This window comes from Bradyrhizobium agreste (assembly GCF_016031625.1).
Taxonomy (GTDB): Bacteria; Pseudomonadota; Alphaproteobacteria; order Rhizobiales; family Xanthobacteraceae; genus Bradyrhizobium; species Bradyrhizobium agreste.
In genome coordinates this window covers 28,940-52,522 of record NZ_JACCHP010000020.1, presented here as the reverse complement: position 1 = coordinate 52,522, position 23,583 = coordinate 28,940, and the positions used below count along the sequence as shown (strand labels likewise).

19 protein-coding genes are annotated in these 23,583 nt (G+C 65.6%); 13 read left to right on the top strand and 6 right to left on the bottom strand.

Annotation, left to right across the window (positions count from 1 at the left end):
• Window positions 1-38: 38 nt before the first annotated feature.
• The 3 genes from HZZ13_RS26290 to HZZ13_RS26280 all read right to left on the bottom strand — a co-directional run bounded on the left by HZZ13_RS26290 (window position 39) and on the right by HZZ13_RS26280 (window position 4,398).
• Window positions 39-830 (bottom strand): Bax inhibitor-1/YccA family protein, encoded by a 792-nt coding sequence (locus HZZ13_RS26290; RefSeq protein ID WP_197962404.1) that lies wholly within the window; start codon window positions 828-830, stop codon window positions 39-41.
• 281 nt (window positions 831-1,111) lie between these two features.
• Entirely contained in the window at window positions 1,112-3,682 is a 2,571-nt protein-coding gene (locus HZZ13_RS26285) for an ABC transporter permease (protein ID WP_197962403.1), read from the bottom strand.
• The gene (locus tag HZZ13_RS26280) at window positions 3,679-4,398 is read right to left on the bottom strand and encodes an ABC transporter ATP-binding protein (RefSeq protein WP_197962402.1); all 720 of its coding nucleotides are present in this window, start codon (window positions 4,396-4,398) and stop codon (window positions 3,679-3,681) included. Before HZZ13_RS26280 ends, HZZ13_RS26285 begins: the two co-directional genes overlap by 4 nt.
• A 55-nt stretch (window positions 4,399-4,453) precedes the next feature.
• Here HZZ13_RS26280 and HZZ13_RS26275 point away from each other — a divergent pair, with 55 nt between their 5' ends.
• The 12 genes from HZZ13_RS26275 to HZZ13_RS26220 all read left to right on the top strand — a co-directional run bounded on the left by HZZ13_RS26275 (window position 4,454) and on the right by HZZ13_RS26220 (window position 18,539).
• The gene (locus tag HZZ13_RS26275) at window positions 4,454-5,089 is read left to right on the top strand and encodes an arylesterase (RefSeq protein WP_197962569.1); all 636 of its coding nucleotides are present in this window, start codon (window positions 4,454-4,456) and stop codon (window positions 5,087-5,089) included.
• 177 nt (window positions 5,090-5,266) lie between these two features.
• A complete protein-coding gene (gene thpR / locus HZZ13_RS26270) occupies window positions 5,267-5,803 on the top strand; it encodes an RNA 2',3'-cyclic phosphodiesterase (protein WP_197962401.1) in 537 nt (178 codons plus the stop codon).
• A gap of 177 nt (window positions 5,804-5,980) precedes the next feature.
• Window positions 5,981-7,168 carry a cell division protein ZapE gene (gene zapE, locus HZZ13_RS26265; protein WP_197962400.1) on the top strand — a complete coding sequence of 396 codons (1,188 nt, stop codon included), beginning with the start codon at window positions 5,981-5,983 and terminating at the stop codon, window positions 7,166-7,168.
• A gap of 248 nt (window positions 7,169-7,416) precedes the next feature.
• Complete coding sequence (mdh, locus tag HZZ13_RS26260; RefSeq protein WP_197962399.1) at window positions 7,417-8,385, top strand: malate dehydrogenase; 969 nt, start codon at window positions 7,417-7,419, stop codon at window positions 8,383-8,385.
• Window positions 8,386-8,590: 205 nt separating this feature from the next.
• Window positions 8,591-9,787: an ADP-forming succinate--CoA ligase subunit beta gene (gene sucC / locus HZZ13_RS26255; protein ID WP_197962398.1), complete on the top strand. Its 1,197-nt coding sequence runs from the start codon at window positions 8,591-8,593 to the stop codon at window positions 9,785-9,787.
• 4 nt (window positions 9,788-9,791) lie between these two features.
• On the top strand, window positions 9,792-10,271 hold the full coding sequence (locus HZZ13_RS26250; protein WP_197962397.1) for a DUF1579 family protein: 480 nt from the start codon (window positions 9,792-9,794) through the stop codon (window positions 10,269-10,271).
• A 36-nt stretch (window positions 10,272-10,307) separates the two neighbouring features.
• Complete coding sequence (gene sucD, locus HZZ13_RS26245) at window positions 10,308-11,192, top strand: succinate--CoA ligase subunit alpha (RefSeq protein ID WP_197962396.1); 885 nt, start codon at window positions 10,308-10,310, stop codon at window positions 11,190-11,192.
• A gap of 137 nt (window positions 11,193-11,329) precedes the next feature.
• The gene (locus HZZ13_RS26240; RefSeq protein ID WP_197962395.1) at window positions 11,330-14,287 is read left to right on the top strand and encodes a 2-oxoglutarate dehydrogenase E1 component; all 2,958 of its coding nucleotides are present in this window, start codon (window positions 11,330-11,332) and stop codon (window positions 14,285-14,287) included.
• Window positions 14,288-14,454: 167 nt separating this feature from the next.
• Window positions 14,455-15,696 (top strand): 2-oxoglutarate dehydrogenase complex dihydrolipoyllysine-residue succinyltransferase, encoded by a 1,242-nt coding sequence (gene odhB, locus HZZ13_RS26235; protein WP_197962394.1) that lies wholly within the window; start codon window positions 14,455-14,457, stop codon window positions 15,694-15,696.
• Between the two features lie 52 nt (window positions 15,697-15,748).
• On the top strand, window positions 15,749-16,510 hold the full coding sequence (locus HZZ13_RS26230) for an SDR family oxidoreductase (protein WP_197962393.1): 762 nt from the start codon (window positions 15,749-15,751) through the stop codon (window positions 16,508-16,510).
• A gap of 63 nt (window positions 16,511-16,573) precedes the next feature.
• Window positions 16,574-17,974: a dihydrolipoyl dehydrogenase gene (lpdA, locus tag HZZ13_RS26225; RefSeq protein ID WP_197962392.1), complete on the top strand. Its 1,401-nt coding sequence runs from the start codon at window positions 16,574-16,576 to the stop codon at window positions 17,972-17,974.
• Window positions 17,975-18,008: 34 nt separating this feature from the next.
• Entirely contained in the window at window positions 18,009-18,539 is a 531-nt protein-coding gene (locus tag HZZ13_RS26220; RefSeq protein WP_197962391.1) for a hypothetical protein, read from the top strand.
• A gap of 135 nt (window positions 18,540-18,674) precedes the next feature.
• Here the strand turns inward: HZZ13_RS26220 and HZZ13_RS26215 are convergent, their stop codons facing one another.
• Complete coding sequence (locus HZZ13_RS26215; RefSeq protein WP_197962390.1) at window positions 18,675-19,262, bottom strand: DUF4337 domain-containing protein; 588 nt, start codon at window positions 19,260-19,262, stop codon at window positions 18,675-18,677.
• Window positions 19,263-19,363: 101 nt separating this feature from the next.
• Window positions 19,364-20,329 carry a tyrosine recombinase XerC gene (locus HZZ13_RS26210; RefSeq protein ID WP_197962389.1) on the bottom strand — a complete coding sequence of 322 codons (966 nt, stop codon included), beginning with the start codon at window positions 20,327-20,329 and terminating at the stop codon, window positions 19,364-19,366.
• 112 nt (window positions 20,330-20,441) lie between these two features.
• On the opposite strand from HZZ13_RS26210, the gene HZZ13_RS26205 reads away from it, so the two are divergent.
• On the top strand, window positions 20,442-22,646 hold the full coding sequence (locus HZZ13_RS26205; protein ID WP_197962388.1) for a primosomal protein N': 2,205 nt from the start codon (window positions 20,442-20,444) through the stop codon (window positions 22,644-22,646).
• 231 nt (window positions 22,647-22,877) lie between these two features.
• Here HZZ13_RS26205 and HZZ13_RS26200 read toward each other — a convergent pair whose 3' ends face one another.
• Complete coding sequence (locus HZZ13_RS26200; protein WP_197962387.1) at window positions 22,878-23,375, bottom strand: septal ring lytic transglycosylase RlpA family protein; 498 nt, start codon at window positions 23,373-23,375, stop codon at window positions 22,878-22,880.
• Window positions 23,376-23,583: the final 208 nt, after the last annotated feature.

The following is a 23,583-nucleotide window of genomic DNA, read 5'->3' as shown; positions in this document are numbered from 1 at the left end:
CTCGGCCGGGGTTGGTGTCGTTCGCTCGGACCTGTCGCTTAGTCGCGCTGGCCGAGGAGCTGCAGCAGCAGCGTGAACAGGTTGATGAAGTTCAGGTACAGCGACAGGGCGCCGGTGATGGCCGCACGCTCTGCGATGTCACCGCCGGCCGAAACGTAGCCGTAGATGTAGTCGTTCTTCAGCCGCTGGGTATCCCAGGCGGTGAGGCCCGCGAACACCAGCACGCCGACCACCGACACGATGAACTGCAGCATCGAGCTGGCCAGGAACAGGTTCACCAGGCTCGCGATGATGATGCCGATCAGGCCCATGAACAGGAACGAGCCCATGCCGGTCAAGTCACGCTTGGTGGTGTAGCCGTAGAGGCTGAGCGCACCGAAGGTCGCCGCGGTGATGAAGAACACCCGCACGATCGAGGTGTGCGTGAACACCAGGAAGATCGACGACAGCGAGATGCCCATCAGCGCCGAGAACACCCAGAACAGGATCTGGGCGGTCGAGGGGGCCAGACGGTTGATGCCCGCCGAGATCACGAACACCATCGCGAGCGGCGCCAGCATGAACAGCCACTTCAGGGGGCTGACGAACATGGCGTAGCCGAACGGCGTCAGGAACAGCTTGCCGACGCGGACGGCGTCCGCCGTCGGAACGTCGGTCACAGCGGCCATGTAGACGCCGAGCGCGGCCAGGCCGGTGATGGCCAGGCCAATGGTCATGTAGTTATAGATGCGCAGCATATAGGCGCGCAGGCCGGCATCGACCGTCGCGGCGTCAACACGCCCGGCGGCCCTGCCGAAAGGAGAAGCGTAGTTACGGTCTAGGTCCGACATGGTCGAATTCCCGTTGGTTGGTCCGTCCGGCATGAGGGTCGCCATGCCGCCGGTTCGTCAAAATTCTATCTCGGAGACCGCTGCCAGCCGATTTAATTCTGGCTCACAATCGGGACTCCGAACCCATCCGATATGTGGGAAACTAACACATTCGCCGCAACCTTCCACGCGCGGCTGAATGTCGCCCTCGGCGTCAATCCTGACGCGAAGCTGACGGGTAGCGTGGTTAATCGACGAAAACCGGGACGATTCCGCCCGGCTCGATCCGCCGCTACATTTTGTCACAAATTTCGCAACACCGTGGCCGGCTTTTTGTTCAACGCCAGCAGCGTGCCGGCAAGCCCGAGCCCGACGGTGACGACCAGCGCCGCGGCGACCACGCCGGCGGCGCTGCCGGCCTGCCAGACGAAGCTCAGCGTCATCAGCCGCGTCACGATCATCCAGGCAGCTATGCTGCCCGCGATCACCCCGAAGACCGCGGTGGCAAGGCCGATCAGCAGGTATTCGAGGGCATAGGCGCCGAGCAGCCGCAGCCGCGTCGCGCCCAGGGTCTTCAGGATCACGGCATCATAGACCCGGTGGCGGTGGCCGGCGGCGAGCGCCCCGCCCAGCACCAGGATCGCCGAGATCAGCGTCACGGCGCTGGCGCCGCGGATCGCCAAAGCCAGATTGGTCACCACGGAGCCGACCGTCTCCATCACCTCGCGCACGCGCACGCTCGTCACCATCGGATAAGCGTCGGCGACCTCCTTGATGATCTTGCCGTCGGCGGCCGCCTTTCCGCCTGCTTCCGTCAGCGTCGCGATGTGGGTGTGCGGCGCGCCCTTGAAGGCGTTGGGCGAGAACACCAGGACGAAATTGATGCCGAGACCCTGCCAGTCGATGGTGCGCAAGTTGCTGATCTTGGCCGGGATGTCGCGGCCGAGCACGTTGACCACCACCTCGTCGCCGAGCTTGAGGCCGAGCCCGTCGGCGATCTTCTTCTCCATCGAGACCAGCGGCGGGCCGGAATAGTCCGCACCCCACCACTCGCCCTCGACCACCTTGGATCCCTTGGGCAGCTCAGCCGTATAAGTCAGGCCGCGGTCGCTCTGCAGCACCCATTCGGAATCCGTCGTGGGCTTGAGCTCCTCCGCGCGCACCCCGCGCGCGGCGACGATGCGCCCGCGCAGCATCGGCACGTCCTCGATCCTGGCGCCCGGAGCGATCTGGCGCAAGTACGCGTCGAACTGCTCGGCCTGTGCGCTCGGAATGTCGATGAAGAAGAACGACGGTGCGCGGTCGGGCAAGGCCGCGAGGAATTGCCGGCGCAGATTGCCGTCGATCTGGGTGATGGTGACGAGCACGGCGAGCCCGAGCCCCAGCGACAGCACGACGGACGGCGTCAGTGCGCCCGGCCGGTAGATGTTGGCGATCGCCAGCCGCAGCATCGGTAGCCGCGTCCGCGGCAGCCGTCGTGCGATTCCCATCAGCAGAGCGGCGATGCCGCGGAGCAAGGCGAACACGACCACCGAGGAAGCCACGAACACCGCGGCGATGCGCTTGTCGAACGATAGGCCGATCACGACCGCGACGAGGAGGGCGATCACGACGGCCATGAGCACCAGATAGCCCGCGCGTGGCCGGTGCCACTCGGAGCTGATGGTGTCGCGGAACAGGGCGGCCACCGGCACGTCGTGCGCGCGGCCGAGCGGCCACAGGCCGAAGGCGAGGGCGGTGAGGAGGCCATAGACGAAGGACAGCGCGAGCTCGTCGGCATGCACGGCCGGCACCACCGGCAGCGGCAGCATTTTGCCGAACAGCCCAACAATGGCAAAGGGCATCGCGGCGCCGAGCGCCAGGCCGATCACGGACCCGATCGCCGCCAGCAGGACCACCTGCGCCAGATAGATGCCGAACACGTCCCGGCCGGTGGCGCCGACGGCCTTGAAGGCGGCGATCACCTCGAGCTTGCGGTCGATATGGCTCTTGACGGCATTGGCGACGCCGACGCCGCCGACCAGCAGTGCGGCAAGGCCGACCAGGGTCAGGAACTGTGTGAAGCGGTTGATGTTGCGTTCGAGCTGCGGCGAGGCATTGGAACGGCTGCGGATCTCCCAGCCGGCTTGCGGCGCCGCGCTGCGCGCATCCGCGATGAAGGCTTCGGTGGCGCGCTCGTTGTTCGCAGTCTCGGGCAGCTTGACCCGGTAGACCCAGCGCACCAGGCTGCCGGGCTGGATCAGGCCGGTGGCGCGCAAGGCCGCTTCGCTGATCAAGAAGCGCGGCCCGAAGCCGATGCCGCCGGCGAGCTTGTCGGGCTCCGCCTCGACCGTCGAGCGGATCTGGAATGTCGCGGCCCCGATCGTGACGCGGTCGCCGGTCTTGAGAGAAAGCCGCGCCAGCAGCGTCGGATCGGCGGCGGCACCGAACGCGCCGTCGCGCATCGCGAGCAGATCGGCCATCGGCAGGGGCGGCGCCAGCGTCAGCTGTCCCAGCATCGGATAGGTGTTATCGACCGCCTTCATCTCGACCAGCGCCAGCTTGCCGTCAACCGAGCGCGCCATGCCGCGCAAGGTCGCAGCGGCCGACAGCGTGCCGCGCGAGCGCAGGAACGCGACCTCTTCCGGCTTGGCCTCGCGCTGGAACAGCACGAAGGAGACGTCGCCGCCGAGCAGCGTGCGGCCTTCGCGCGCGAGGCCGTCGGACAGGCTTGCGGACACTGAGCCGACGCCGGCGATCGCCATCACGCCGAGCGCGATGCAGGCGATGAAGACGTAGAAGCCGCGCAGGCCACCGCGCAATTCGCGCAAGGCGTAGCGCAGCGACAGCGCGACGGCGTTCGGCTTGGCGAACGGTTCGGCCACGGCGCTCATGCGGGCGCAGACTGCGTGTCGATGCGCCCGGAGCGCAGGCGGATGACGCGATCGCAGCGATGCGCGAGCGAGGAATCGTGCGTCACCAGCACCAAGGTCATGCCGCGCTCGGCGTGCTTGCTGAACAGGAGATCGACGATCTGCTTGCCGGTCGTCTCGTCGAGATTGCCGGTCGGCTCGTCGGCGACGAGGATCGCGGGATCGGGCGCGAGCGCGCGTGCGAGCGCGACGCGCTGCTGCTCGCCGCCGGAGAGCTGCGTCGGATAATGATGCAGACGGTCGCCGAGCCCGACCGATTGCAGCTCCTCAGCCGCGCGCCTGGCGGCATCGGGGTTGCCGGCGAGCTCGAGCGGCACGGCCACGTTCTCCAGCGCCGTCATGGTCGGGATCAGGTGGAAGGACTGAAAGACGATGCCGACCTGGCGGCCGCGGAAGCGCGCCAGCGCGTCCTCGTCGAGGGCATTGAAAGGCGTGCCATTCACCACCACCTCTCCGCTATCAGGACGCTCCAGCCCCGCCATCACCATCAGCAGCGTGGATTTGCCCGAGCCTGACGGGCCGATCAGGCCGATCGTCTCGCTCCGGCCGACCCGCAAGCTGATATCCTTGAGAATGTGAACGCGTGCCGCGCCCGTGCCCAATGAGAGATTGACGTTGGAGATGGCGATGGTGTCCGCGGTAGCGGCGAGCGAAGAGGGGTCGATGCGAGTGTCCATGGTCCGGTCATATGGCAAGTCCGCACGCGCGGTCGAGAGGCGTTACGGATTGTTCATGCACATAGCCGTGTTGATGCTCGCCGTCATGACGATGGCGAACCTCGCTTGGGCGGGCGCGACCAAACCGGTCAAGCTGGTCGTCCTCGGCGATTCCCTGAGCGCCGGCCTCGGCCTTCTGGCCCAGGAGGCGTTCCCCCAAAAGCTTAAAAAAGCCTTACAGGCCAAGGGCATAGAGGTCGACATGACCAATGCCGGGGTGTCCGGCGACACCACCTCGGGCGGCCGCGACCGGCTCGACTGGTCGGTGCCCGATGGAACCGACGGCGTCATCGTCGAGCTCGGCGCCAACGACGCGCTGCGCGGCATCGATCCCGAGGTGACGCGCGCCGCGCTGACCGACATCGTCCAGCGGCTCAAGGCGCGAAAGATTGCGGTGATGCTCTGCGGCATGCTGGCGCCGCCGAATTACGGCGCCGAATATGCCGCGCGGTTCAATTCGATTTATCCGGATCTGGCCAAGTCATTCGACGTGCCGCTCTATCCGTTCTTCCTCGAGGGCGTCGCGGCCGATGCCAAGCTCAACCAGGCGGATGGCATTCATCCGACCGCGGAAGGCGTCGACATCATCGTCGGCAGGATCATGCCCAGTGTGGAGGCATTCATTGGCACGATCGCTGAGCAACGACGTTGAAAACCAGGCAGTGCTAACCCTAATTCCAAGGGTTTTTACCGGGGTGAGGCGCGGCATGCTTCGCAGAGTCACACAACTGCGATAGGAATCAGGTTACCGGTGATTCGTCGCCGGCTCTAATTTGGATATGGTTCTCGCTGTTCGAGGACTGTACCCAAGCATCGGGAGTGCGAAACGATGCCGCGTTTGTTCACGGGTCTGGAAATTCCGGCCGAGATCGGCCAGTCGCTTTCCAACTTGAGGGGTGGCCTCCCCGGCGCCCGCTGGATCGATCCCGAAAATTATCACGTCACCCTGCGCTTCATCGGCGACATCGACGGCGCGTCCGCCAACGAGATCGCCTCGATGCTGTTTCGCGTCGACCGCAAGCCGTTCGAGGTGAAGGTGCAGGGGCTCACCAGCTTCGGCGGCCGCAAGCCGCGCGCCGTGGTCGCCACCATCGCGCCGAGCAAGCCGCTGATGGAATTGCAGGCCGAGCTCGAGCGCATGATGCAGCGGATCGGCCTCGACCCGGAGGGACGCAAGTTCATCCCGCACGTCACGCTCGCAAGACTGCACGACGCTTCCGACCGCGACGTCGCCGACTATCTCTCGCTGCGCGGCTATTTCCCGAGCAAGGCGTTCATGGCGGAACGCTTCGTGCTGTTCTCCTCGCGCGCATCGACGGGCGGCGGCCCGTATGTCGTCGAGGACGCCTACGAGCTGTGTGCGTAGCGCCGCTCTCGTGCCCCGGCCGTAGAGCCGGGGCCCAGCGCCCGCGATGAACGAAATTGTGGGTCCCGGCTCTGCGCAGCAGCGTTCCACGCTGCAGCGCGTCCGGGACACGAAAGCGCATACCCCGCCCACCAATTCACGGCTTGCAATTTCCGTCCGTCTCTGGCGGAAAGAGCCATGCTCTCGACCCCCAGTTCCCCTTTCAGCGAAGCGTATCAGGCCGAGATCGCCTCCGGCGCAATCGAGCCCGATGCCGCGCAGGCCGAGGTCGCCGAGGCCTATGCCGCGCTCGACCAGCGGCTCGCGACCTACAAGCCGCAGCGCAAGCAGGGCCTGCTCAGCCGTCTGTTCAGCTCTGGCGACAAGGATGATGCGCCGCGCGGGCTCTACATCCATGGCGAAGTCGGCCGCGGCAAGACCATGCTGATGGATTTGTTCTTTCAGCACGCATCGGTCGAGCACAAGCGCCGTGCGCATTTCCACGAGTTCATGGCGGACGTGCACGAGCGCATCTATGATTATCGCCAGAGCATCGCGCGCGGCGAGATCGCCGATAGCGACGTCATCGCGCTGACCGCCAATGCGATCTTCGAGGAGAGCTGGCTGCTCTGCTTCGACGAATTCCACGTCACCGACATCGCGGACGCGATGATCCTGGGCCGCCTGTTCGCAAAGCTGTTCGAGCTCGGCACCGTCGTGGTCGCGACCTCCAACGTCGCGCCCGACGATCTCTACAAGGGCGGCCTCAACCGCTCGCTGTTCCTGCCCTTCATCAAGCAGATCACCGACCACATGGACGTCGCGCGGCTCGATGCGCGCACCGACTTCCGCCTGGAGAAGCTGCAGGGCGTGCCGATGTGGCTGACACCGGCGGATGGCGATGCGGACGTCGCGCTCGACCGCGCCTGGAAGCGGATGACGGGCGGCGCCAAATGCCGCTCGCACGACATTTCGATCAAGGGCCGCATCCTGCATGTGCCGTGCTCGGCCCATGGCGTGGCGCGGTTCTCGTTCGCCGACCTCTGCGAGCGGCCGCTCGGTGCATCCGACTACCTCCGGCTGGCGCACGACTATCACACCATCCTGGTCGACCATATTCCAGTGATGGACTTCTCCCAGCGCAACGCCGCCAAGCGCTTCATCACCCTGATCGACACGCTCTATGACAACGCCGTGAAGCTGATGGCCTCGGCCGACGCCAACCCGATCTCGCTCTATCTCGCGACCGAAGGCGTTGAGGCCATGGAGTTCAAGCGGACCGCCTCGCGCCTGATCGAAATGAGCTCGGAATCCTATCTGGCGCTGCCTCACGGCCGCAAGGATTCCACCGCCAGCGGCTCGACCAAGGGTCTGGTGGAGACTTAAGTCCTATTCTTGCTGTCATTCCGGGGCGTCGCGAAAGCGACGAGCCCGGAATCCATTCATCGACGTGCTCCGTCGCCCGATGGATTCCGGGTTCGTGCTTCGCGCGCCCCGGAATGACAGGGGCTTGCGTGCCCGAGGCCGCGCCAAGCCCGACAATTGGGCATTGGGCGACTTGAACGGGGGAGGCGAAAGGGATAACCACCCGTCTCAGTTTTCCCCTCCTTACGGTGTCTAAAGGACAGGTTCACATGGCGCGCGACAAGATTGCTTTGATTGGCTCCGGTCAGATCGGCGGAACGCTGGCTCACCTCATCGGCCTGAAACAACTGGGCGACGTCGTGATGTTCGACATCGCCGAGGGCGTGCCGCAGGGCAAGGCGCTCGACATCGCGCAGTCCTCGCCGGTCGACGGCTTCGACGCCCACTATACCGGCGCGAACTCCTATGAGGCGCTCGACAACGCCAAGGTCTGCATCGTCACCGCCGGCGTGCCGCGCAAGCCCGGCATGAGCCGCGACGATCTGCTCTCCATCAACCTCAAGGTCATGGAGCAGGTCGGTGCCGGCATCAAGAAGTACGCCCCCGACGCCTTCGTCATCTGCATCACCAACCCGCTCGACGCCATGGTCTGGGCGCTGCAGAAGGCCTCGGGCCTGCCGCACAAGAAGGTTGTCGGCATGGCCGGCGTGCTGGATTCGGCGCGCTTCCGCTACTTCCTGGCCGACGAGTTCAACGTCTCAGTCGAGGACGTCACCGCCTTCGTGCTCGGCGGCCATGGCGACACCATGGTGCCGCTGGTGAAGTACTCCACCGTCGCCGGCATCCCGCTGCCCGACCTCGTCAAGATGGGCTGGACCTCGCAGGCGCGCCTCGACGAGATCGTCGACCGCACCCGCAACGGCGGCGCCGAGATCGTCAACCTGCTCAAGACCGGCTCGGCCTTCTATGCGCCGGCGGCCTCCGCGATCGCGATGGCCGAGAGCTATCTGAAGGACAAGAAGCGCGTGCTGCCCTGCGCCGCCTATCTCAACGGCGAGTACAGCGTGAAGGACATGTATGTCGGCGTGCCCGTCGTGATCGGCGCCAAGGGCGTCGAGCGCGTGGTCGAGATCGACCTCGCCGGCAAGGACCGCGAGGCCTTCGACAAGTCGGTCGGCGCCGTACAGGGCCTGGTCGATGCCTGCAAGAAGATCGCCCCCGATCTTCTCGGCCGCTAAGGCAAGGCAATACCCGCCGAAGATCGAAACCCGGTCTTCGGCGGTTTCACTTCCGGACCCCGGCTGACCGGGGTGGGGTTCCGGTTTCGGCAGAGATCTCGAAGTCAAAGAATCCGGGTTGCAGTTCCTGTGGTATATGGTATGCCAGCCACAAGACTGAGGTGGGCCCATGAGGTCACCGCCCGCGGGTTCAGGGAGCGACCATATGAATATCCATGAATATCAGGCCAAAGCGCTGCTGAACGAGTTCGGCGTGCCCATCTCCAAGGGCGTCCCAGTGCTCAAGGCTGCCGACGCCGAAGCCGCCGCCAAGGCGCTGCCCGGTCCGGTCTGGGTGGTGAAGAGCCAGATCCATGCCGGCGGCCGCGGCAAGGGCAAGTTCAAGGAAGCCAGCGCCGGCGACAAGGGCGGCGTCCGCATAGCCAAGTCGGCCGCTGAAGTCTCCGAGTTTGCCAAGCAGATGCTGGGCGCAACCCTGGTGACCGTGCAGACGGGCCCCGCCGGCAAGCAGGTCAACCGCCTCTACATCGAGGACGGCTCGGACATCGACAAGGAATTCTACCTCTCGATCCTGGTCGACCGCGAGACCTCGCGCGTCTCCTTCGTCGTTTCGACCGAGGGCGGCGTCAACATCGAGGACGTCGCGCACAACACGCCCGAGAAAATCGTGACCTTCTCGGTCGATCCTGCGACCGGCATCATGGGCCATCACGGCCGCACGGTGGCGAAGGCCCTGAACCTCTCCGGCGATCTTGCCAAGCAGGCCGAGAAGCTCACCGCGCAGCTCTACGCCGCCTTCGTCGCCAAGGACATGTCGATGCTGGAGATCAACCCGCTGGTCGTGACCAAGCAGGGCCAGCTCCGCGTGCTCGATGCCAAGGTGTCGTTCGACGACAACGCGCTGTTCCGTCACCCCGAGGTGCTCGCGCTGCGCGACGAGACCGAGGAAGACGCCAAGGAAATCGAGGCGTCGAAATACGATCTCAACTACGTCACGCTCGACGGCAACATCGGCTGCATGGTCAACGGCGCCGGCCTTGCCATGGCGACGATGGACATCATCAAGCTCTACGGCATGGCGCCGGCGAACTTCCTCGACGTCGGCGGCAGCGCCAGCAAGGAGAAGGTCGCGGCCGCGTTCAAGATCATCACCGCCGATCCCAACGTGAAGGGCATCCTGGTCAACATCTTCGGCGGCATCATGAAGTGCGACGTGATCGCCGAGGGCGTCACGGCTGCGGTTCGCGAGGTCGGCCTCAGCGTGCCGCTGGTGGTCCGCCTCGAAGGCACCAATGTCGAGCTCGGCAAGAAGATCATCCGTGAATCCGGCCTCAACGTGGTGCCCGCCGACAATCTCGACGACGCCGCGCAGAAGATCGTGAAGGCCGTCAAGGGAGGCTGACGCCATGGCCCAGGACCATCTCGCCGCATCATCTCCGCTCCCCGAGCACGCGCGTCTTTCCGCGTTCGCAGGCGAATGGGATGGTGAGGAGATGGTCTTCCCGTCGCGCTGGACGGCGGGCGGGCCGGCCACCTCGCGCGTCGTCGCGCGCATGGATCTCAACGGGTTCTATCTGATCCAGGACTCGGTCCAGATGCGCGACGGCAAGCAGGTCTTCGCCACCCACGGCATCTTCACCTTCGACCGCGACGACCGGACCTACAAATTGTTCTGGTACGATTCGCTCGGCTACACGCCGCCTTCGCCCGCCTCAGGCGGGTGGGTTGGCAACACCCTGACGCTGGTGCGCGGCTCGCTCCGCGGCAATGCGCGCCACGTCTACGAGATCATCAATGAGGATTCCTACTCGTTGAAGATCCAGTTCTCGCCGGACGCGGAAGGCTGGGCCGACGTGCTCACCGGCGTCTACCGCCGCATCCACTGACCCTCTCACTCTGTTAGTTTCGCGAAAGCAGACCTCATGTCCATCCTGATCGACAAGAACACCAAGGTCATCTGCCAGGGTTTTACCGGCAAGAACGGCACCTTCCATTCCGAGGCCGCGATGGCCTACGGCACCAAGATGGTCGGCGGCACCTCGCCGGGCAAAGGCGGCTCGACGCATCTGGGCCTGCCGGTGTTCGACACCGTGCGCGAGGCGCGTGAGAAGACCGGCGCCGATGCCTCGGTGATCTACGTGCCGCCGCCGGGCGCGGCGGACGCGATCTGCGAAGCCATCGACGCCGAGGTCCCGCTGATCGTCTGCATCACCGAGGGCATTCCCGTCATCGACATGGTGCGCGTGAAGCGCTCGCTGGCCGGCTCCAAGTCGCGCCTGATCGGGCCGAACTGCCCGGGCGTCATGACCGCCGGCGAGTGCAAGATCGGCATCATGCCCGCCAACATCTTCAAGACCGGATCGGTCGGTATCGTCTCCCGCTCCGGCACGCTGACTTACGAAGCCGTGTTCCAGACCTCCCAGGAAGGCCTCGGCCAGACCACCGCGGTCGGCATCGGCGGCGACCCGGTCAAGGGCACCGAGTTCATCGACGTCCTGGAAATGCTGCTCGCCGACCCCAAGACCGAATCGATCATCATGATCGGGGAGATCGGCGGTTCCGCCGAGGAGGACGCCGCCCAGTTCCTCAAGGACGAGGCCAAGCGCGGCCGCAAGAAACCGATGGTCGGCTTCATCGCCGGCGTCACCGCCCCTCCCGGCCGCCGCATGGGTCATGCCGGCGCCATCATCTCGGGCGGCAAGGGCGACGCCGGTTCCAAGACCGAAGCGATGAAATCGGCAGGAATTACAGTGTCTCCGTCGCCCGCCCGCCTCGGCCATACGCTTGCCGAAAAGTTGAAAGGCTAATTCACTTCTTCGTGCTTTTCCGGGCGAAGTTTCGCAGCAAATAGGGTAAAGGGTGCCTGTCGCGTCGAGCCCTGTCGGGGGAGCTCGGCGCCAGCGCCGTTTGTTATGCGCGAACCGAAATCGCCAGGAACTCAAGTATGTCTCGCCAGGACGCGAACGCAGCCTTTGCCCTGTCATCCTTTTTGCAGGGCACCAACGCCACCTACATCGACGAAATCTACGCCCGCTACCAGAAGGACCCGTCCTCGGTCGACGCCGAGTGGCAGGAATTCTTCAAGAGCCTGAACGACGCGCCCGCTGACATCAGCAAGAACGCGGAAGGCCCGTCCTGGGAGCGCGACAACTGGCCGCTGACCCCCGAGGATGAGCTGACCTCCGCCCTCGACGGCAACTGGGCCGAAGTCGAGAAGACGGTCGCTGGCAAGATCGCCGCCAAGGCGCAAGCCAAGGGCGCCGACATCTCCTCCGCAGACCTGCTTCAGGCCACGCGCGACTCCGTCCGCGCCCTGATGCTGATCCGCTCCTACCGCATGCGCGGCCACTTCCATGCCAAGCTCGATCCGCTCGGCATCGAAGCCCAGCGCAACCGCGAAGAGCTCGATCCGCGCACCTACGGCTTCAGCGAAGCCGATTTCGACCGCAAGATCTTCCTCGATCACGTGCTCGGTCTCGAATACGGCACCTTGCGCGAGATCACCGCGATCTGCGAGCGCACCTATTGCCAGACGCTCGGCGTCGAGTTCATGCACATCAGCAACGCCGCGCAGAAGGCCTGGATCCAGGAGCGCATCGAGGGACCCGACAAGGAGATCTCGTTCACGCGCGAAGGCCGTAGAGCCATCCTGCAGAAGCTGATCGAAGCCGAAGGCTTCGAAAAGTTCTGCGACACCAAGTTCACCGGCACCAAGCGCTTCGGCCTCGACGGCGGCGAATCCCTGATCCCCGCGCTCGAGCAGATCATCAAGCGCGGCGGCAATCTCGGCGTGAAGGAAATCGTGCTGGGCATGCCGCATCGCGGCCGCCTCAACGTGCTGACCCAGGTGATGGGCAAGGCGCACCGCGCGCTGTTTCACGAGTTCAAGGGCGGCTCGGCCAATCCCGACGCGGTCGAAGGCTCCGGCGACGTCAAGTATCACCTCGGCGCGTCCTCGGACCGCGAGTTCGACGGCAACCGCATCCATCTGTCGCTGACCGCCAACCCCTCGCATCTCGAGATCGTCGATCCCGTGGTGCTCGGCAAGGTCCGCGCCAAGCAGGACCAGCACGGCGATCCCCCGGACATGCGCATCTCGGTAATGCCGCTTCTGATGCACGGCGACGCCGCGTTCGCCGGCCAGGGCGTGGTCGCGGAATGCTTCGGCCTGTCCGACCTGAAGGGCTACCGCACCGGCGGCTCCGTGCACTTCATCGTCAACAACCAGATCGGCTTCACCACCTATCCGCGCTACTCGCGCTCCTCGCCCTATCCGTCCGACGTGGCGAAGATGATCGACGCGCCGATCTTCCACGTCAACGGCGACGATCCGGAAGCCGTCGTGTTCGCGGCCAAGGTCGCGACCGAATTCCGGCAGAAGTTCCACAAGCCCGTCGTCATCGACATGTGGTGCTACCGCCGCTACGGCCACAATGAGGGCGATGAGCCGGCCTTCACCCAGCCGGTGATGTACAAGCGGATCGCGGCCCATCCCTCGACCCTCACGCTCTACTCCAAGCGCCTGATCGCAGAGGGCGTCATCACTGAGGGCGAGGTCGACAAGCTGAAGGCGGACTGGCGCGCCCGGCTCGATGCCGAGTTCGAGGCCGGCACCTCCTACAAGCCGAACAAGGCCGACTGGCTCGACGGCAAGTGGGCGGGCTTCAAGATCGCCGACCAGGAAGAGGATGCGCGGCGGGGCGTCACCGGCGTCGACATCGCGACGCTGAAGGACATCGGCCGCAAGATCACCAAGGTGCCGGACGGCTTCCGCGTTCACCGCACCATCCAGCGTTTCCTCGATAACCGCGCCAAGGCGATCGAGAACGGCAACGGCATCGACTGGGCGACCGGCGAGGCGCTGGCGTTTTGCTCGCTGCTCAACGAAAACCACCACGTCCGCCTGTCCGGACAGGACTCGGAACGCGGCACCTTCTCGCAGCGCCATTCGGTCCTGATCGATCAGGAGGACGAGAGCCGCTACACGCCGTTCAACCATCTCGGCCACGAGCAGGGCCATTACGAGGTCATCAACTCGCTGCTGTCGGAAGAAGCCGTGCTCGGTTTCGAATACGGTTATTCGCTCGCCGAGCCGAACACGCTGACGCTGTGGGAAGCCCAGTTCGGCGACTTCGCCAACGGCGCGCAGGTCGTGTTCGACCAGTTCATCTCCTCGGGCGAGCGCAAGTGGCTGCGCATGTCCGGTCTCGTCTGCCTGTTGCCGCACGGCTATGAAGGCCAGGGTCCGGAGCACTCCTCGGCGCGCCTCGAGCGCTACTTGCAGATGTGCGCGGAAGACAACATGCAGGTGGTCTACCCGACCACGCCGGCGAACTACTTCCATGTGCTGCGCCGACAGCTGCATCGCGAGATCCGCAAGCCGCTGATCATGATGACGCCGAAGTCGCTGCTGCGTCACAAGCGGGCGGTGTCGCGTCTGGAGGAGCTGGCGAAGGGCACGACCTTCCACCGCATCCTCTATGATGACGCCCAGATGCTGCCGAACGAGGCGATCAAGCTCGTGCCCGACGAGAAGATCCGCCGCATCGTGCTGTGCTCCGGCAAGGTCTATTACGACCTCTACGAGGAGCGCGAGAAGCGCGGCATCGACGACATCTATCTGATGCGCGTCGAGCAGCTCTATCCGGTGCCGCTGAAGGCGCTGGTGGCCGAGCTGTCGCGCTTCAAGAAGGCCGAGATGGTGTGGTGCCAGGAAGAGCCCCGCAACATGGGTGCCTGGCACTTCATCGAGCCCTATCTGGAATGGGTGCTGAACCAGGTGAACGGCGCGAGCCGGCGTCCGCGTTATGTCGGCCGCGCTGCTTCCGCCGCGACCGCAACGGGTCTGATGTCCAAGCATCAGGCTCAGCTGAAGGCGTTCCTGGACGAAGCACTGAGCTGAACTTTTTGAACTGCGTCATGCCCCGCCTTGTGCGCCAACGGCGCACCGGAGCGGGGCATCCAGTTGCCGTGGCGTGACTGCAAACGGCTCGCTGGATGGCCTGCTTTTCGCCGGCCGATGACATCTGAATTCATGACCGCTACCTGCGATCCCTTAAGGAAGAGACCATGACTGAAATTCGTGTGCCGACGCTCGGCGAATCCGTCACCGAGGCCACCATCGGCCGCTGGTTCAAGAAGGCAGGCGATCCCGTCGCCGTCGACGAGCCCTTGGTGGAACTCGAGACCGACAAGGTGACCATCGAAGTCCCTGCGCCCTCCGCCGGCACGCTGAGCGAGATCATCGCTGCCGATGGTGCGACCGTTGCCGTGGGCGCGCTGCTCGGTCAGATCACCGACGGTGCCGGCGCCGCCAAGCCCGCCGCCGCGCCGGCCAAGGCTGCTGCGCCTGCGGCTGCCGCCGCTGCTCCCGCGCCGGCTCCCGCTGCCGCGAAGGCACCGCCGGCCGATGCGCCGCTCGCGCCGTCGGTGCGCAAATTGTCGGCCGAGACCGGCATCGACGCCTCGACCGTTCCGGGCTCCGGCAAGGACGGCCGCGTCACCAAGGGCGACATGCTGGCCGCGATCGAGCGCGCCGCCTCCGCGCCGACCCCGGTCAACCAGCCCGCCGCCGCGGTTCAGGTCCGCGCGCCGTCGCCGGCCGATGACGCCGCCCGCGAAGAGCGCGTCAAGATGACCCGGCTGCGCCAGACCATCGCGCGCCGCCTCAAGGACGTGCAGAACACCGCGGCCATGCTCACGACCTTCAACGAGGTCGACATGACCAACGTCATGGCGCTGCGTGCGCACTACAAGGACGCGTTCGAGAAGAAGCACGGCGCCAAGCTCGGCTTCATGGGCTTCTTCACCAAGGCCGTCGTGCAGGCGCTGAAGGACATCCCGGCCGTCAACGCCGAGATCGACGGCAGCGATCTGATCTACAAGAACTACTATCACATCGGCGTCGCCGTCGGCACCGACAAGGGCCTGGTCGTGCCCGTGGTGCGCGACTGCGATCACAAGTCGATCTCCGACATCGAGAAGAGCATCGCCGATTTCGGCCGCCGCGCCCGTGACGGCCAGCTCAAGATCGACGAGATGCAGGGCGGCACCTTCACCATCACCAATGGCGGTATCTACGGCTCGCTCATGTCGACCCCGATCCTGAACGCCCCGCAGTCCGGCATCCTCGGCATGCACAAGATCCAGGAGCGGCCGATGGTCGTCGGCGGCAAGATCGAGGTCCGCCCGATGATGTATCTGGCGCTGTCCTACGATCACCGCGTCATCGACGGCAAGGAAGCCGTCACCTTCCTGGTCCGCGTCAAGGAGAGCCTGGAAGATCCGGCGCGCCTGGTGCTCGATCTCTGATCCCCGGTGCTTTGCGAGCGCCGTCGCCACTCGCGACGGCGCGTGTCGAACCATGGAGGCGCATGTGACCGATAAAGTCGTTGTCATCACCGGCGGCAGCCGCGGCATCGGGCGGGCGACAGCGCTTGCGGCGGCCGTGCGCGGCTTTCGCGTCGTGGTCGGCTATGCCAGCAACAAGAATGCCGCCGCCGAGGTGGTCGCGCAGATCGCGGCGAAGGGCGGCAAGGCCATTGCGGTGAAATGCGACGTCGCCGAGGAAGGCGACATCCTCAATTTGTTCAAGGAAGCCGACAGGTTCGGCACGCTTGGGGCGCTCGTCAACAATGGCGGCATCGTCGGCAAGAGCGGCGTGCGCGTCGACGAGATGTCGGCCGAGCGCATCCAGCGCGTGATGGCCGTCAACGTCACCGGCTCGATCCTGTGCGCGCGCGAGGCGGTGAAGCGGATGTCGACCAAGCATGGCGGCACCGGCGGCGTCATCATCAACCTGTCGTCGGTCGCGGCCCGTCTCGGCGCACCCAACACCTATGTCGACTATGCCGCGTCCAAGGGCGCGGTCGATTCCTTCACCGTCGGTCTCGGCTACGAGGTTGCAGGCGAGGGCATCCGCGTCGCCGCGATCCGTCCCGGCCTGATCGACACCGAGATCCACGCCGCCGGCGGCGAGCCCGATCGCGCCCATCGTCTGGCCAACATGGTGCCGATGAAGCGCGTCGGCACCGCCGACGAAATCGCCAATGCCATCGTCTGGCTGATCTCGGACGAGGCCTCCTACGTCACCTCGGCCATTCTCGATGTGTCCGGCGGCCGCTGACGCGCCGCGCGGACGCTGACGCTGACACATCTCCTCACGCCTAACCTTACGGGACTTTCTCTCATGGCTACCTACGATCTCGTCGTCATCGGCACCGGACCGGGCGGTTATGTCTGCGCGGTGCGCGCGAGCCAGCTCGGCATGAAAGTCGCCGTGGTCGAAAAGAACGCAACCCTCGGCGGCACCTGCCTCAACGTCGGCTGCATGCCGTCGAAGGCGCTGCTGCACGCCTCCGAGATGTTCGAGGAAGCCGGCCATTCCTTCGCCAAGATGGGCGTGAGCGTTTCCGCGCCGAAGCTCGATCTGCCCGCGATGATGAACTTCAAGCAGCAGGGCATCGACGGCAACGTCAAGGGCGTCGAGTTCCTGATGAAGAAGAACAAGATCGACGTGCTCAAGGGCACCGGCAAGATCTTAGGGACCGGCAAGGTCGAGGTCTCCGCCGACGGCAAGTCGCAGGTGGTCGAGACCAAGAACATCGTGATCGCCACCGGCTCGGACATCGCGCGCCTCAAGGGCATCGAGATCGACGAGAAGCGCATCGTGTCCTCGACCGGCGCGCTGTCGCTGGAGAAGGTGCCAGGCAGATTGCTTGTCATTGGCGCCGGCGTGATCGGACTCGAACTCGGCTCTGTGTGGCGCCGGCTCGGATCCGAAGTCATGGTTGTTGAATTCCTCGATCGTATCCTGCCCGGTATGGACGGCGAGGTCGCCAAGCAATTCCAGCGCATCCTGGAAAAGCAGGGATTTGCCTTCAAGCTGGGATCGAAGGTGACCGGCGTCGAAGTGAACAGCAAGGCATTGCTCGCGAAAATCGAACCGGCTGCCGGCGGTGCCGCCGAGACCATCGAGGCCGATGTCGTTCTGGTCTGCATCGGCCGCGTGCCCTACACCGATGGTCTCGGCCTCAAGGAAGCCGGCGTCGCGCTGGATGCGCGCGGCCGGGTGCAGATCGATCCGCATTTCGCCACCAGCCTGAAGGGCGTCTATGCCATCGGCGACGTCGTCGCTGGGCCCATGCTGGCGCACAAGGCCGAGGACGAAGGCGTCGCGGTCGCCGAGATCATCGCCGGCCAGGCCGGCCACGTGAATTACGATGTGATCCCGGGCGTCGTGTATACCACGCCGGAAGTGTCCTCCGTCGGCAAGACCGAGGAGGAACTGAAGCAGGCGGGCATGGCCTATACGGTCGGAAAGTTTCCGTTCACCGCCAACGGCCGCTCCAAGGTCAACCAGACCACCGACGGCTTTGTGAAGGTTCTCGCAGATGCGAAGACCGATCGCGTGCTCGGCGTGCACATTATCGGCCGCGAAGCCGGCGAAATGATCCATGAAGCGTGTGTTCTCATGGAATTTGGCGGCAGTGCGGAAGATCTCGCGCGCACCTGCCATGCCCATCCGACCCGCTCGGAGGCCGTCAAGGAAGCCGCGCTTGCGGTCGGCAAGCGGGCCATCCATATGTAGCGAAGCGCCCAGCGCCGAACCGGGCGGGAAACACATGCTGCGCCGCCTTCTTCAACCGGTCTGGGTCCTGCTTGCGGTCGTCTTCCTGATCGAAGCCTGGCTGTGGGACCATCTCGAGCCGATCGTCGCCAAGGTCGTCGCGGCCATCCCGCTCGCGCGCTTCAAGCAATGGCTGACGGAGCGCGTCGATGCGCTATCGCCGGCCATGACGCTGATCGTGTTCGCGGTCCCCATCATCCCGCTGTTTCCGCTCAAGCTGGTCGGCCTGTGGCTGCTCGCGCACGAATACTGGACCAGCGCCGTCTTCACGATCGTGTTCGCGAAGATGGTCGGCGTCGGCGTCACCGCCTTCGTGTTCGACGTGACGCGCGACAAGCTTCTGGAGATGCACTGGTTCGAACGGATCTACGCTCTGGTGCTGAGGATCCGCGCCCAGGCCGCCGCGCTGGTCGACCCGATCAAGCGCCGCATCCGCGAGCTGATCGCCGGCGACGGCGAGGGCTGGTCCGCCCGCACGCTGCGTTTGATCCAGCGTTTCAGGAAGAGCGTGCACCAGGCGCGGTGATCTTCGCCACCACAAGGACGGTCTGTAGCCCGGATGGAGCGCAGCGCAATCCGGGACAGGCGTCCCCGCATTCCGCTACGCTCCATGCGGGCTACGAGCTGCGTGCGCTTCGAGCGCGCGCCACACACACACACCTCAATGCAAATGCAGCAGATGCGGCCACCACAGGCCGAGCGCGGTCATGATCAGGCCGGCGATCGTCAGCACGCCGCTGACATAGGCGAGCGCCAGCATGCCGGTGATGATGGTGGCCGAGGCCAGCACGATGCCGATCTGGAAGGCGGCCGAGGCCAGCTCGAAATGGTGGTACTTCGCGGTCGCCTCGTCGCGGTCGTGCTCGGCGTGCTTGGCCTTCTCCGCAAGCTGCTCGGTGCCTTCGCCAGTCTCGGGCTCGGAGCGGTAGCGCTGCGCGGTCTTGGTCCAGTCGTCGATCTGCTTCTGCACGGCGGGCTTCTGCGCCTCGTCCGCTGCGGCCAGCGTCAGCTTGCCCTGCTCGGCCGCGGTCGCCACCACGGTGCGGCGGATGCTCTTGGCCTGGAAGAACGCCCAGAGATTGGCGGCTTCGACGTTCTTGCTGATCGATTCGGTCTGGGCGCCCTTGCCGAGCGTCTCCGAGACCGCAAGGAACAGCGCCAGCACGGCGATCAGAAGGGCGATCTTCTTGTTCGAACCGGACGCGTGTTCGGCGTGCTCGGCATGCTCCATGCTTTCATGTGCGCTCATGATTCCCCTCCGGTTCGGTTCCGCAACGATTGACCGAACCGCGCGGCCTGCGCAAGAGGCCCGATCGCTATGACAGCTTCATGTCAGAATTCAGCGGCAATTCAGCGCCGCGGATGCGCGCTCGCATAGACTTCGAGCAATCGCTCGGAATCGATGCCGGTATAGACCTGCGTCGTCGACAGCGAGGAATGGCCGAGCAATTCCTGGATGGCGCGCAAGTCGCCGCCGCGCGAGAGCAGATGCGTGGCGAAGGAATGCCGGAGCGCGTGCGGCGTGGCGCTGTCGGGCAGCCCGAGCGCGCCGCGCAGCCGCTCCATCGCGAGCTGGATGATGCGCGGGCTCAAGGAGCCGCCGCGTGCGCCGACGAAGATCGGCCCTTCCGCCGGCAGCGGATACGGACACATCGCAACGTATTCTTGAATCAATGCGAGCACGTTCTGCAGCACCGGCACCATGCGGGTCTTGTTGCCCTTGCCGGTCACGACCAGCACGTCGCCTTCGCCGGGACGCGGCACCTCGCGGCGCTTCAGGGAGAGCGCTTCGGAGATGCGCAGGCCCGAGCCATACAGCAGCGCCATCACCGCGGCATCGCGCGCCAGGATCCAGGTCTCGCGTTCCTCGCCGGCGCGCTCGTCGGCGTCGGCAAGCCGTTTGGCCGATGCCATCGGCAGCGGCTTCGGCAGGCTCTTTGCGACCTTCGGCGCGCGGATCGCCGACAATGCGCCGACCTTGCCCTTGCCTTCGCGTTCGAGGAAGCGACCGAACGAACGCAGCCCCGCCAGCGCGCGCATCAGGCTGCGGCCGGCAATGTCGTCGGCCCGGCGCATCGCCATGAAGGCGCGCACGTCGGTCGCCTCCAGCGCGGCGAATCGCTCGAGCGTGACGCGCTCGCCCCAATGATTGCTGAGAAAATCCAGGCACTGCCGCAGATCGCGGCCATACGCCTCCAGCGTCTTCGGCGACAGCCGCCGCTCGGCGCCGAGATGCGCCAGCCAGCGCGTCATCTCCTGCGCGATCGAGGGATCGGCGCTGGCGAGCTCGATTCGTGGGGCGGCCGCTTTGCTCATGCGCTCTGGACGTGGTGATTCCGCACAGTATATCGCATCACACTCGTTTATCGTTCGCTAAGGCCGCCGCGCGGCGCTAGCCTCAAGGCCTCAAGGTTCCGATTCCCGGCTCATGGACCAATTGCCGCGCAACGACACCGCCCCCGCCACCCGCATGGTCGACGTGCTGGTGCCGGTCGCGCTTGACCAGACCTATTCCTACAAGGTGCCGCGCGGCATGGAGCTGAAGGCGGGCGATCTCGTCGGTGTGCCGCTCGGTCCGCGCGAGGTGCTGGCCGTGGTCTGGGGCGAGAACGCCAATCCCGATCCGCGCCTGCACAACCGCCTCAAGGAGGTCAGCGAGAAGCTCGACATCCCGCCGCTCAAGCCGGAGCTGCGCTCGGTGGTGGACTGGGTCGCCAATTACACGCTGAGCCCGCGCGGCATGGTGCTGCGCATGTGCCTGCGCATGGGCGAGAATCTCGGCCCGGAGCGGGTGCGCGCTGGCGTGCGCCTGACAGGCGATCCTCCGAAGCGGCTGACGCCGGCGCGGGCGCGCGTGATCGCGGTGCTGTCGGACCGGCTGCTGCACGGCAAGTCCGAGGCGGCCAAGCAGGCCGGCGTCTCCTCGGGCGTGATCGACGGCCTCGTCGATGAAGGCACGCTCACGGTTGAGCCGATGCCGCCGCCGCCTCCGCCGCCGGCGCCCGATCCGGAATTCGGCCGGCCGGACTTCACCTCGCTGCAGCGCGCGGCCGTCGACACCATGCGCGCGCTCGCGGCCAACGGCACTTTCCATGTCGCGCTGCTCGACGGCGTCACCGGCTCGGGCAAGACCGAGGTCTATTTCGAGGCCGTCGCCGAGGTGGTCCGCCGCGGCAAGCAAGCGCTGATCCTGATGCCCGAGATCGCGCTCACCGGCCAGTTCCTCGACCGCTTCGCCCAGCGTTTCGGCGTGCGGCCGATCGAGTGGCATTCGGAGCTGACGCCGCGCACCCGCGCGCGCAATTGGGCCGCGATCTCCGAAGGTTCGGCGCCGGTCGTGGTCGGCGCGCGCTCGGCGCTGTTTCTCCCGTACGCCAAGCTCGGCCTCATCGTCGTCGATGAAGAGCACGATCAGGCTTACAAGCAGGACGACGGCGTGCATTACCACGCCCGCGACATGGCGGTGGTGCGCGGGCATATCGCAAAAATCCCGGTCGTGCTGGCGTCCGCGACGCCGTCGGTGGAATCCGAGGTCAATGCGCGCAAGCACCGCTATCAGCGCATCGCGCTGCCCTCGCGTTTCGGCGGCCAGCACATGCCGCATATCGAGGCCATCGACCTGCGCCGCGAGCCGCCCGCGCGCGGCCGCTTCATCTCGCCGCGGCTTGCCGGCGAGATCCGGACCGCGATCGAGCGGCGCGAGCAGGCGCTGTTGTTCCTCAACCGCCGCGGCTATGCGCCGCTGACCTTGTGCCGCGCCTGCGGCCATCGCTTCGCCTGCACCATCTGCGATGCCTGGCTGGTCGATCATCGTTTCCGCCAGCGGCTGGTCTGCCACCATTGCGGCTTCTCGATGCCGCGCCCGCACATCTGCCCGAACTGTTCGGCCGAGGAATCGCTGGTTGCGGTCGGCCCCGGCGTCGAGCGCCTGCAGGAGGAGGCGGCCGCGCTGTTCCCGCAAGCGCGCACCATGGTGCTGTCGAGCGATCTCATCACCTCGATCGAGACGATGCGAAGCGAGCTTGCCGAGATCGCGGAGGGCCGCGTCGACATCATCATCGGCACGCAGCTCGTGGCCAAGGGTCACAACTTTCCGCGGCTCAATCTGGTCGGCGTGGTCGATGCCGATCTCGGCCTTTCCAATGGCGACCCGCGCGCTGCCGAGCGCACCTGGCAATTGCTCAACCAGGTGATCGGCCGCGCCGGCCGCGAGCAGGGCCGCGGCGTCGGGTACTTGCAGACCCACCAGCCCGATCATCCCGTGATGCGGGCCTTGATCGCCTGCGACCGCGAGGCCTTCTACGACAGCGAGATCGAGCTGCGCGAGAAGACGCTGTATCCGCCGTTCGGCCGGCTCGCCAGCCTGATCATCTCCGCCGGCGACCGCCCGGGCGCCGAAGGCTTCGGCCGCAAGCTCGTCGCGCTCGCGCCGCGCGACGAGCGCGTCGTCGTGCTCGGCCCCGCCGAAGCGCCGCTCGCCGTCATCAAGGGCCGCTACCGCTTCCGCATCCTGGTGAAATCGGCGCGCGGTTTCGATCTGTCGGACTACTTACGCAACTGGCTCGCGGTCTGCCCGAAGCCGACAGGCAATCTGAAGCTGGAAGTCGACGTCGATCCGCAGAGTTTTTTGTAGCTCCACTGTCGCTACATCCTCCGCCGTCATTCCGGGGCGCGACGAAGTCGCGAGCCCGGAATCCATTCATCCACCAACTCTATCGCCCGATGGATTCCGGGTTCGATGCTGCGCATCGCCCCGGAATGACAGCAGACGAAAAAACCCGCGGTCCCCCAAGACCGCGGGCTTGTTTCATGCGCGCATCAAACTGATGAAAACTGCGCGCGTAATGTGAGGCGCTGTCGCGCCTTAGGAGACGACTTCCGCGGTGACGCGGCCGACGCCGGCGCCGGTGAGGCCAATGGCGCGGGCAGCACCGGTGGAGAGGTCGAGGACACGGCCGCGAATGAACGGGCCGCGGTCGTTGATGGTGACGACCACGCTCTGGCCGCGGTGGGTGACGCGCAGCTTGGTGCCGAACGGCAGCGAACGGTGCGCCGCGGTCATGGCGTTCTGGTTGAAGCGCTGGCCCGAGGCGGTGCGGCTGCCGGACTCGTTGCCGTAAAAGGAGGCCATACCGGAGAAGCTGTGGCCCGTGCCGGAGGTCGGCGTCATCGACGCATTGGCATTGCGCCAATCGGAAGTCGCGTTGGCCTCGGTCTGGGTATGGTGGCGGTGGTGATGCCGGTGGTGCCGGGATTTGGCGGAAGCTTCGGTGGCAGTTCCACCGACGAGGAGAGTTGCGGCGACGAAAGCAATCGCCGTACGCGGCCGGGTCACAAGGCCCAGCGTCTTCAAAGACAGCATTTAATGGTCCCTAAGCTAGTATTGCCACATATGTGGCAAGTGGAGCCCCCATCAGTTTGTGAGCGGGTTGGCGTTTCGATTCCCAATGAGGCGTGAATTGGGCAGTAAATCCGGTATGTGTCGGCGTGAAACATCTTGTTACCTGCACAGGATATTCGCACGATGTTCCGTAATCTTCGGCTTTAACGATTTATTAAATTAATGATTA

Bases quoted from the DNA above. Each gene is read 5' to 3' on its own strand.
- HZZ13_RS26290 (WP_197962404.1), bottom strand. From the start codon at position 830: ATGTCGGACCTAGACCGTAACTACGCTTCTCCTTTCGGCAGGGCCGCC.
- HZZ13_RS26285 (WP_197962403.1), bottom strand. From the start codon at position 3,682: ATGAGCGCCGTGGCCGAACCGTTCGCCAAGCCGAACGCCGTCGCGCTG.
- HZZ13_RS26280 (WP_197962402.1), bottom strand. From the start codon at position 4,398: ATGGACACTCGCATCGACCCCTCTTCGCTCGCCGCTACCGCGGACACC.
- HZZ13_RS26275 (WP_197962569.1), top strand. From the start codon at position 4,454: ATGCACATAGCCGTGTTGATGCTCGCCGTCATGACGATGGCGAACCTC.
- thpR (WP_197962401.1), top strand. From the start codon at position 5,267: ATGCCGCGTTTGTTCACGGGTCTGGAAATTCCGGCCGAGATCGGCCAG.
- zapE (WP_197962400.1), top strand. From the start codon at position 5,981: ATGCTCTCGACCCCCAGTTCCCCTTTCAGCGAAGCGTATCAGGCCGAG.
- mdh (WP_197962399.1), top strand. From the start codon at position 7,417: ATGGCGCGCGACAAGATTGCTTTGATTGGCTCCGGTCAGATCGGCGGA.
- sucC (WP_197962398.1), top strand. From the start codon at position 8,591: ATGAATATCCATGAATATCAGGCCAAAGCGCTGCTGAACGAGTTCGGC.
- HZZ13_RS26250 (WP_197962397.1), top strand. From the start codon at position 9,792: ATGGCCCAGGACCATCTCGCCGCATCATCTCCGCTCCCCGAGCACGCG.
- sucD (WP_197962396.1), top strand. From the start codon at position 10,308: ATGTCCATCCTGATCGACAAGAACACCAAGGTCATCTGCCAGGGTTTT.
- HZZ13_RS26240 (WP_197962395.1), top strand. From the start codon at position 11,330: ATGTCTCGCCAGGACGCGAACGCAGCCTTTGCCCTGTCATCCTTTTTG.
- odhB (WP_197962394.1), top strand. From the start codon at position 14,455: ATGACTGAAATTCGTGTGCCGACGCTCGGCGAATCCGTCACCGAGGCC.
- HZZ13_RS26230 (WP_197962393.1), top strand. From the start codon at position 15,749: ATGGAGGCGCATGTGACCGATAAAGTCGTTGTCATCACCGGCGGCAGC.
- lpdA (WP_197962392.1), top strand. From the start codon at position 16,574: ATGGCTACCTACGATCTCGTCGTCATCGGCACCGGACCGGGCGGTTAT.
- HZZ13_RS26220 (WP_197962391.1), top strand. From the start codon at position 18,009: ATGCTGCGCCGCCTTCTTCAACCGGTCTGGGTCCTGCTTGCGGTCGTC.
- HZZ13_RS26215 (WP_197962390.1), bottom strand. From the start codon at position 19,262: ATGAGCGCACATGAAAGCATGGAGCATGCCGAGCACGCCGAACACGCG.
- HZZ13_RS26210 (WP_197962389.1), bottom strand. From the start codon at position 20,329: ATGAGCAAAGCGGCCGCCCCACGAATCGAGCTCGCCAGCGCCGATCCC.
- HZZ13_RS26205 (WP_197962388.1), top strand. From the start codon at position 20,442: ATGGACCAATTGCCGCGCAACGACACCGCCCCCGCCACCCGCATGGTC.
- HZZ13_RS26200 (WP_197962387.1), bottom strand. From the start codon at position 23,375: ATGCTGTCTTTGAAGACGCTGGGCCTTGTGACCCGGCCGCGTACGGCG.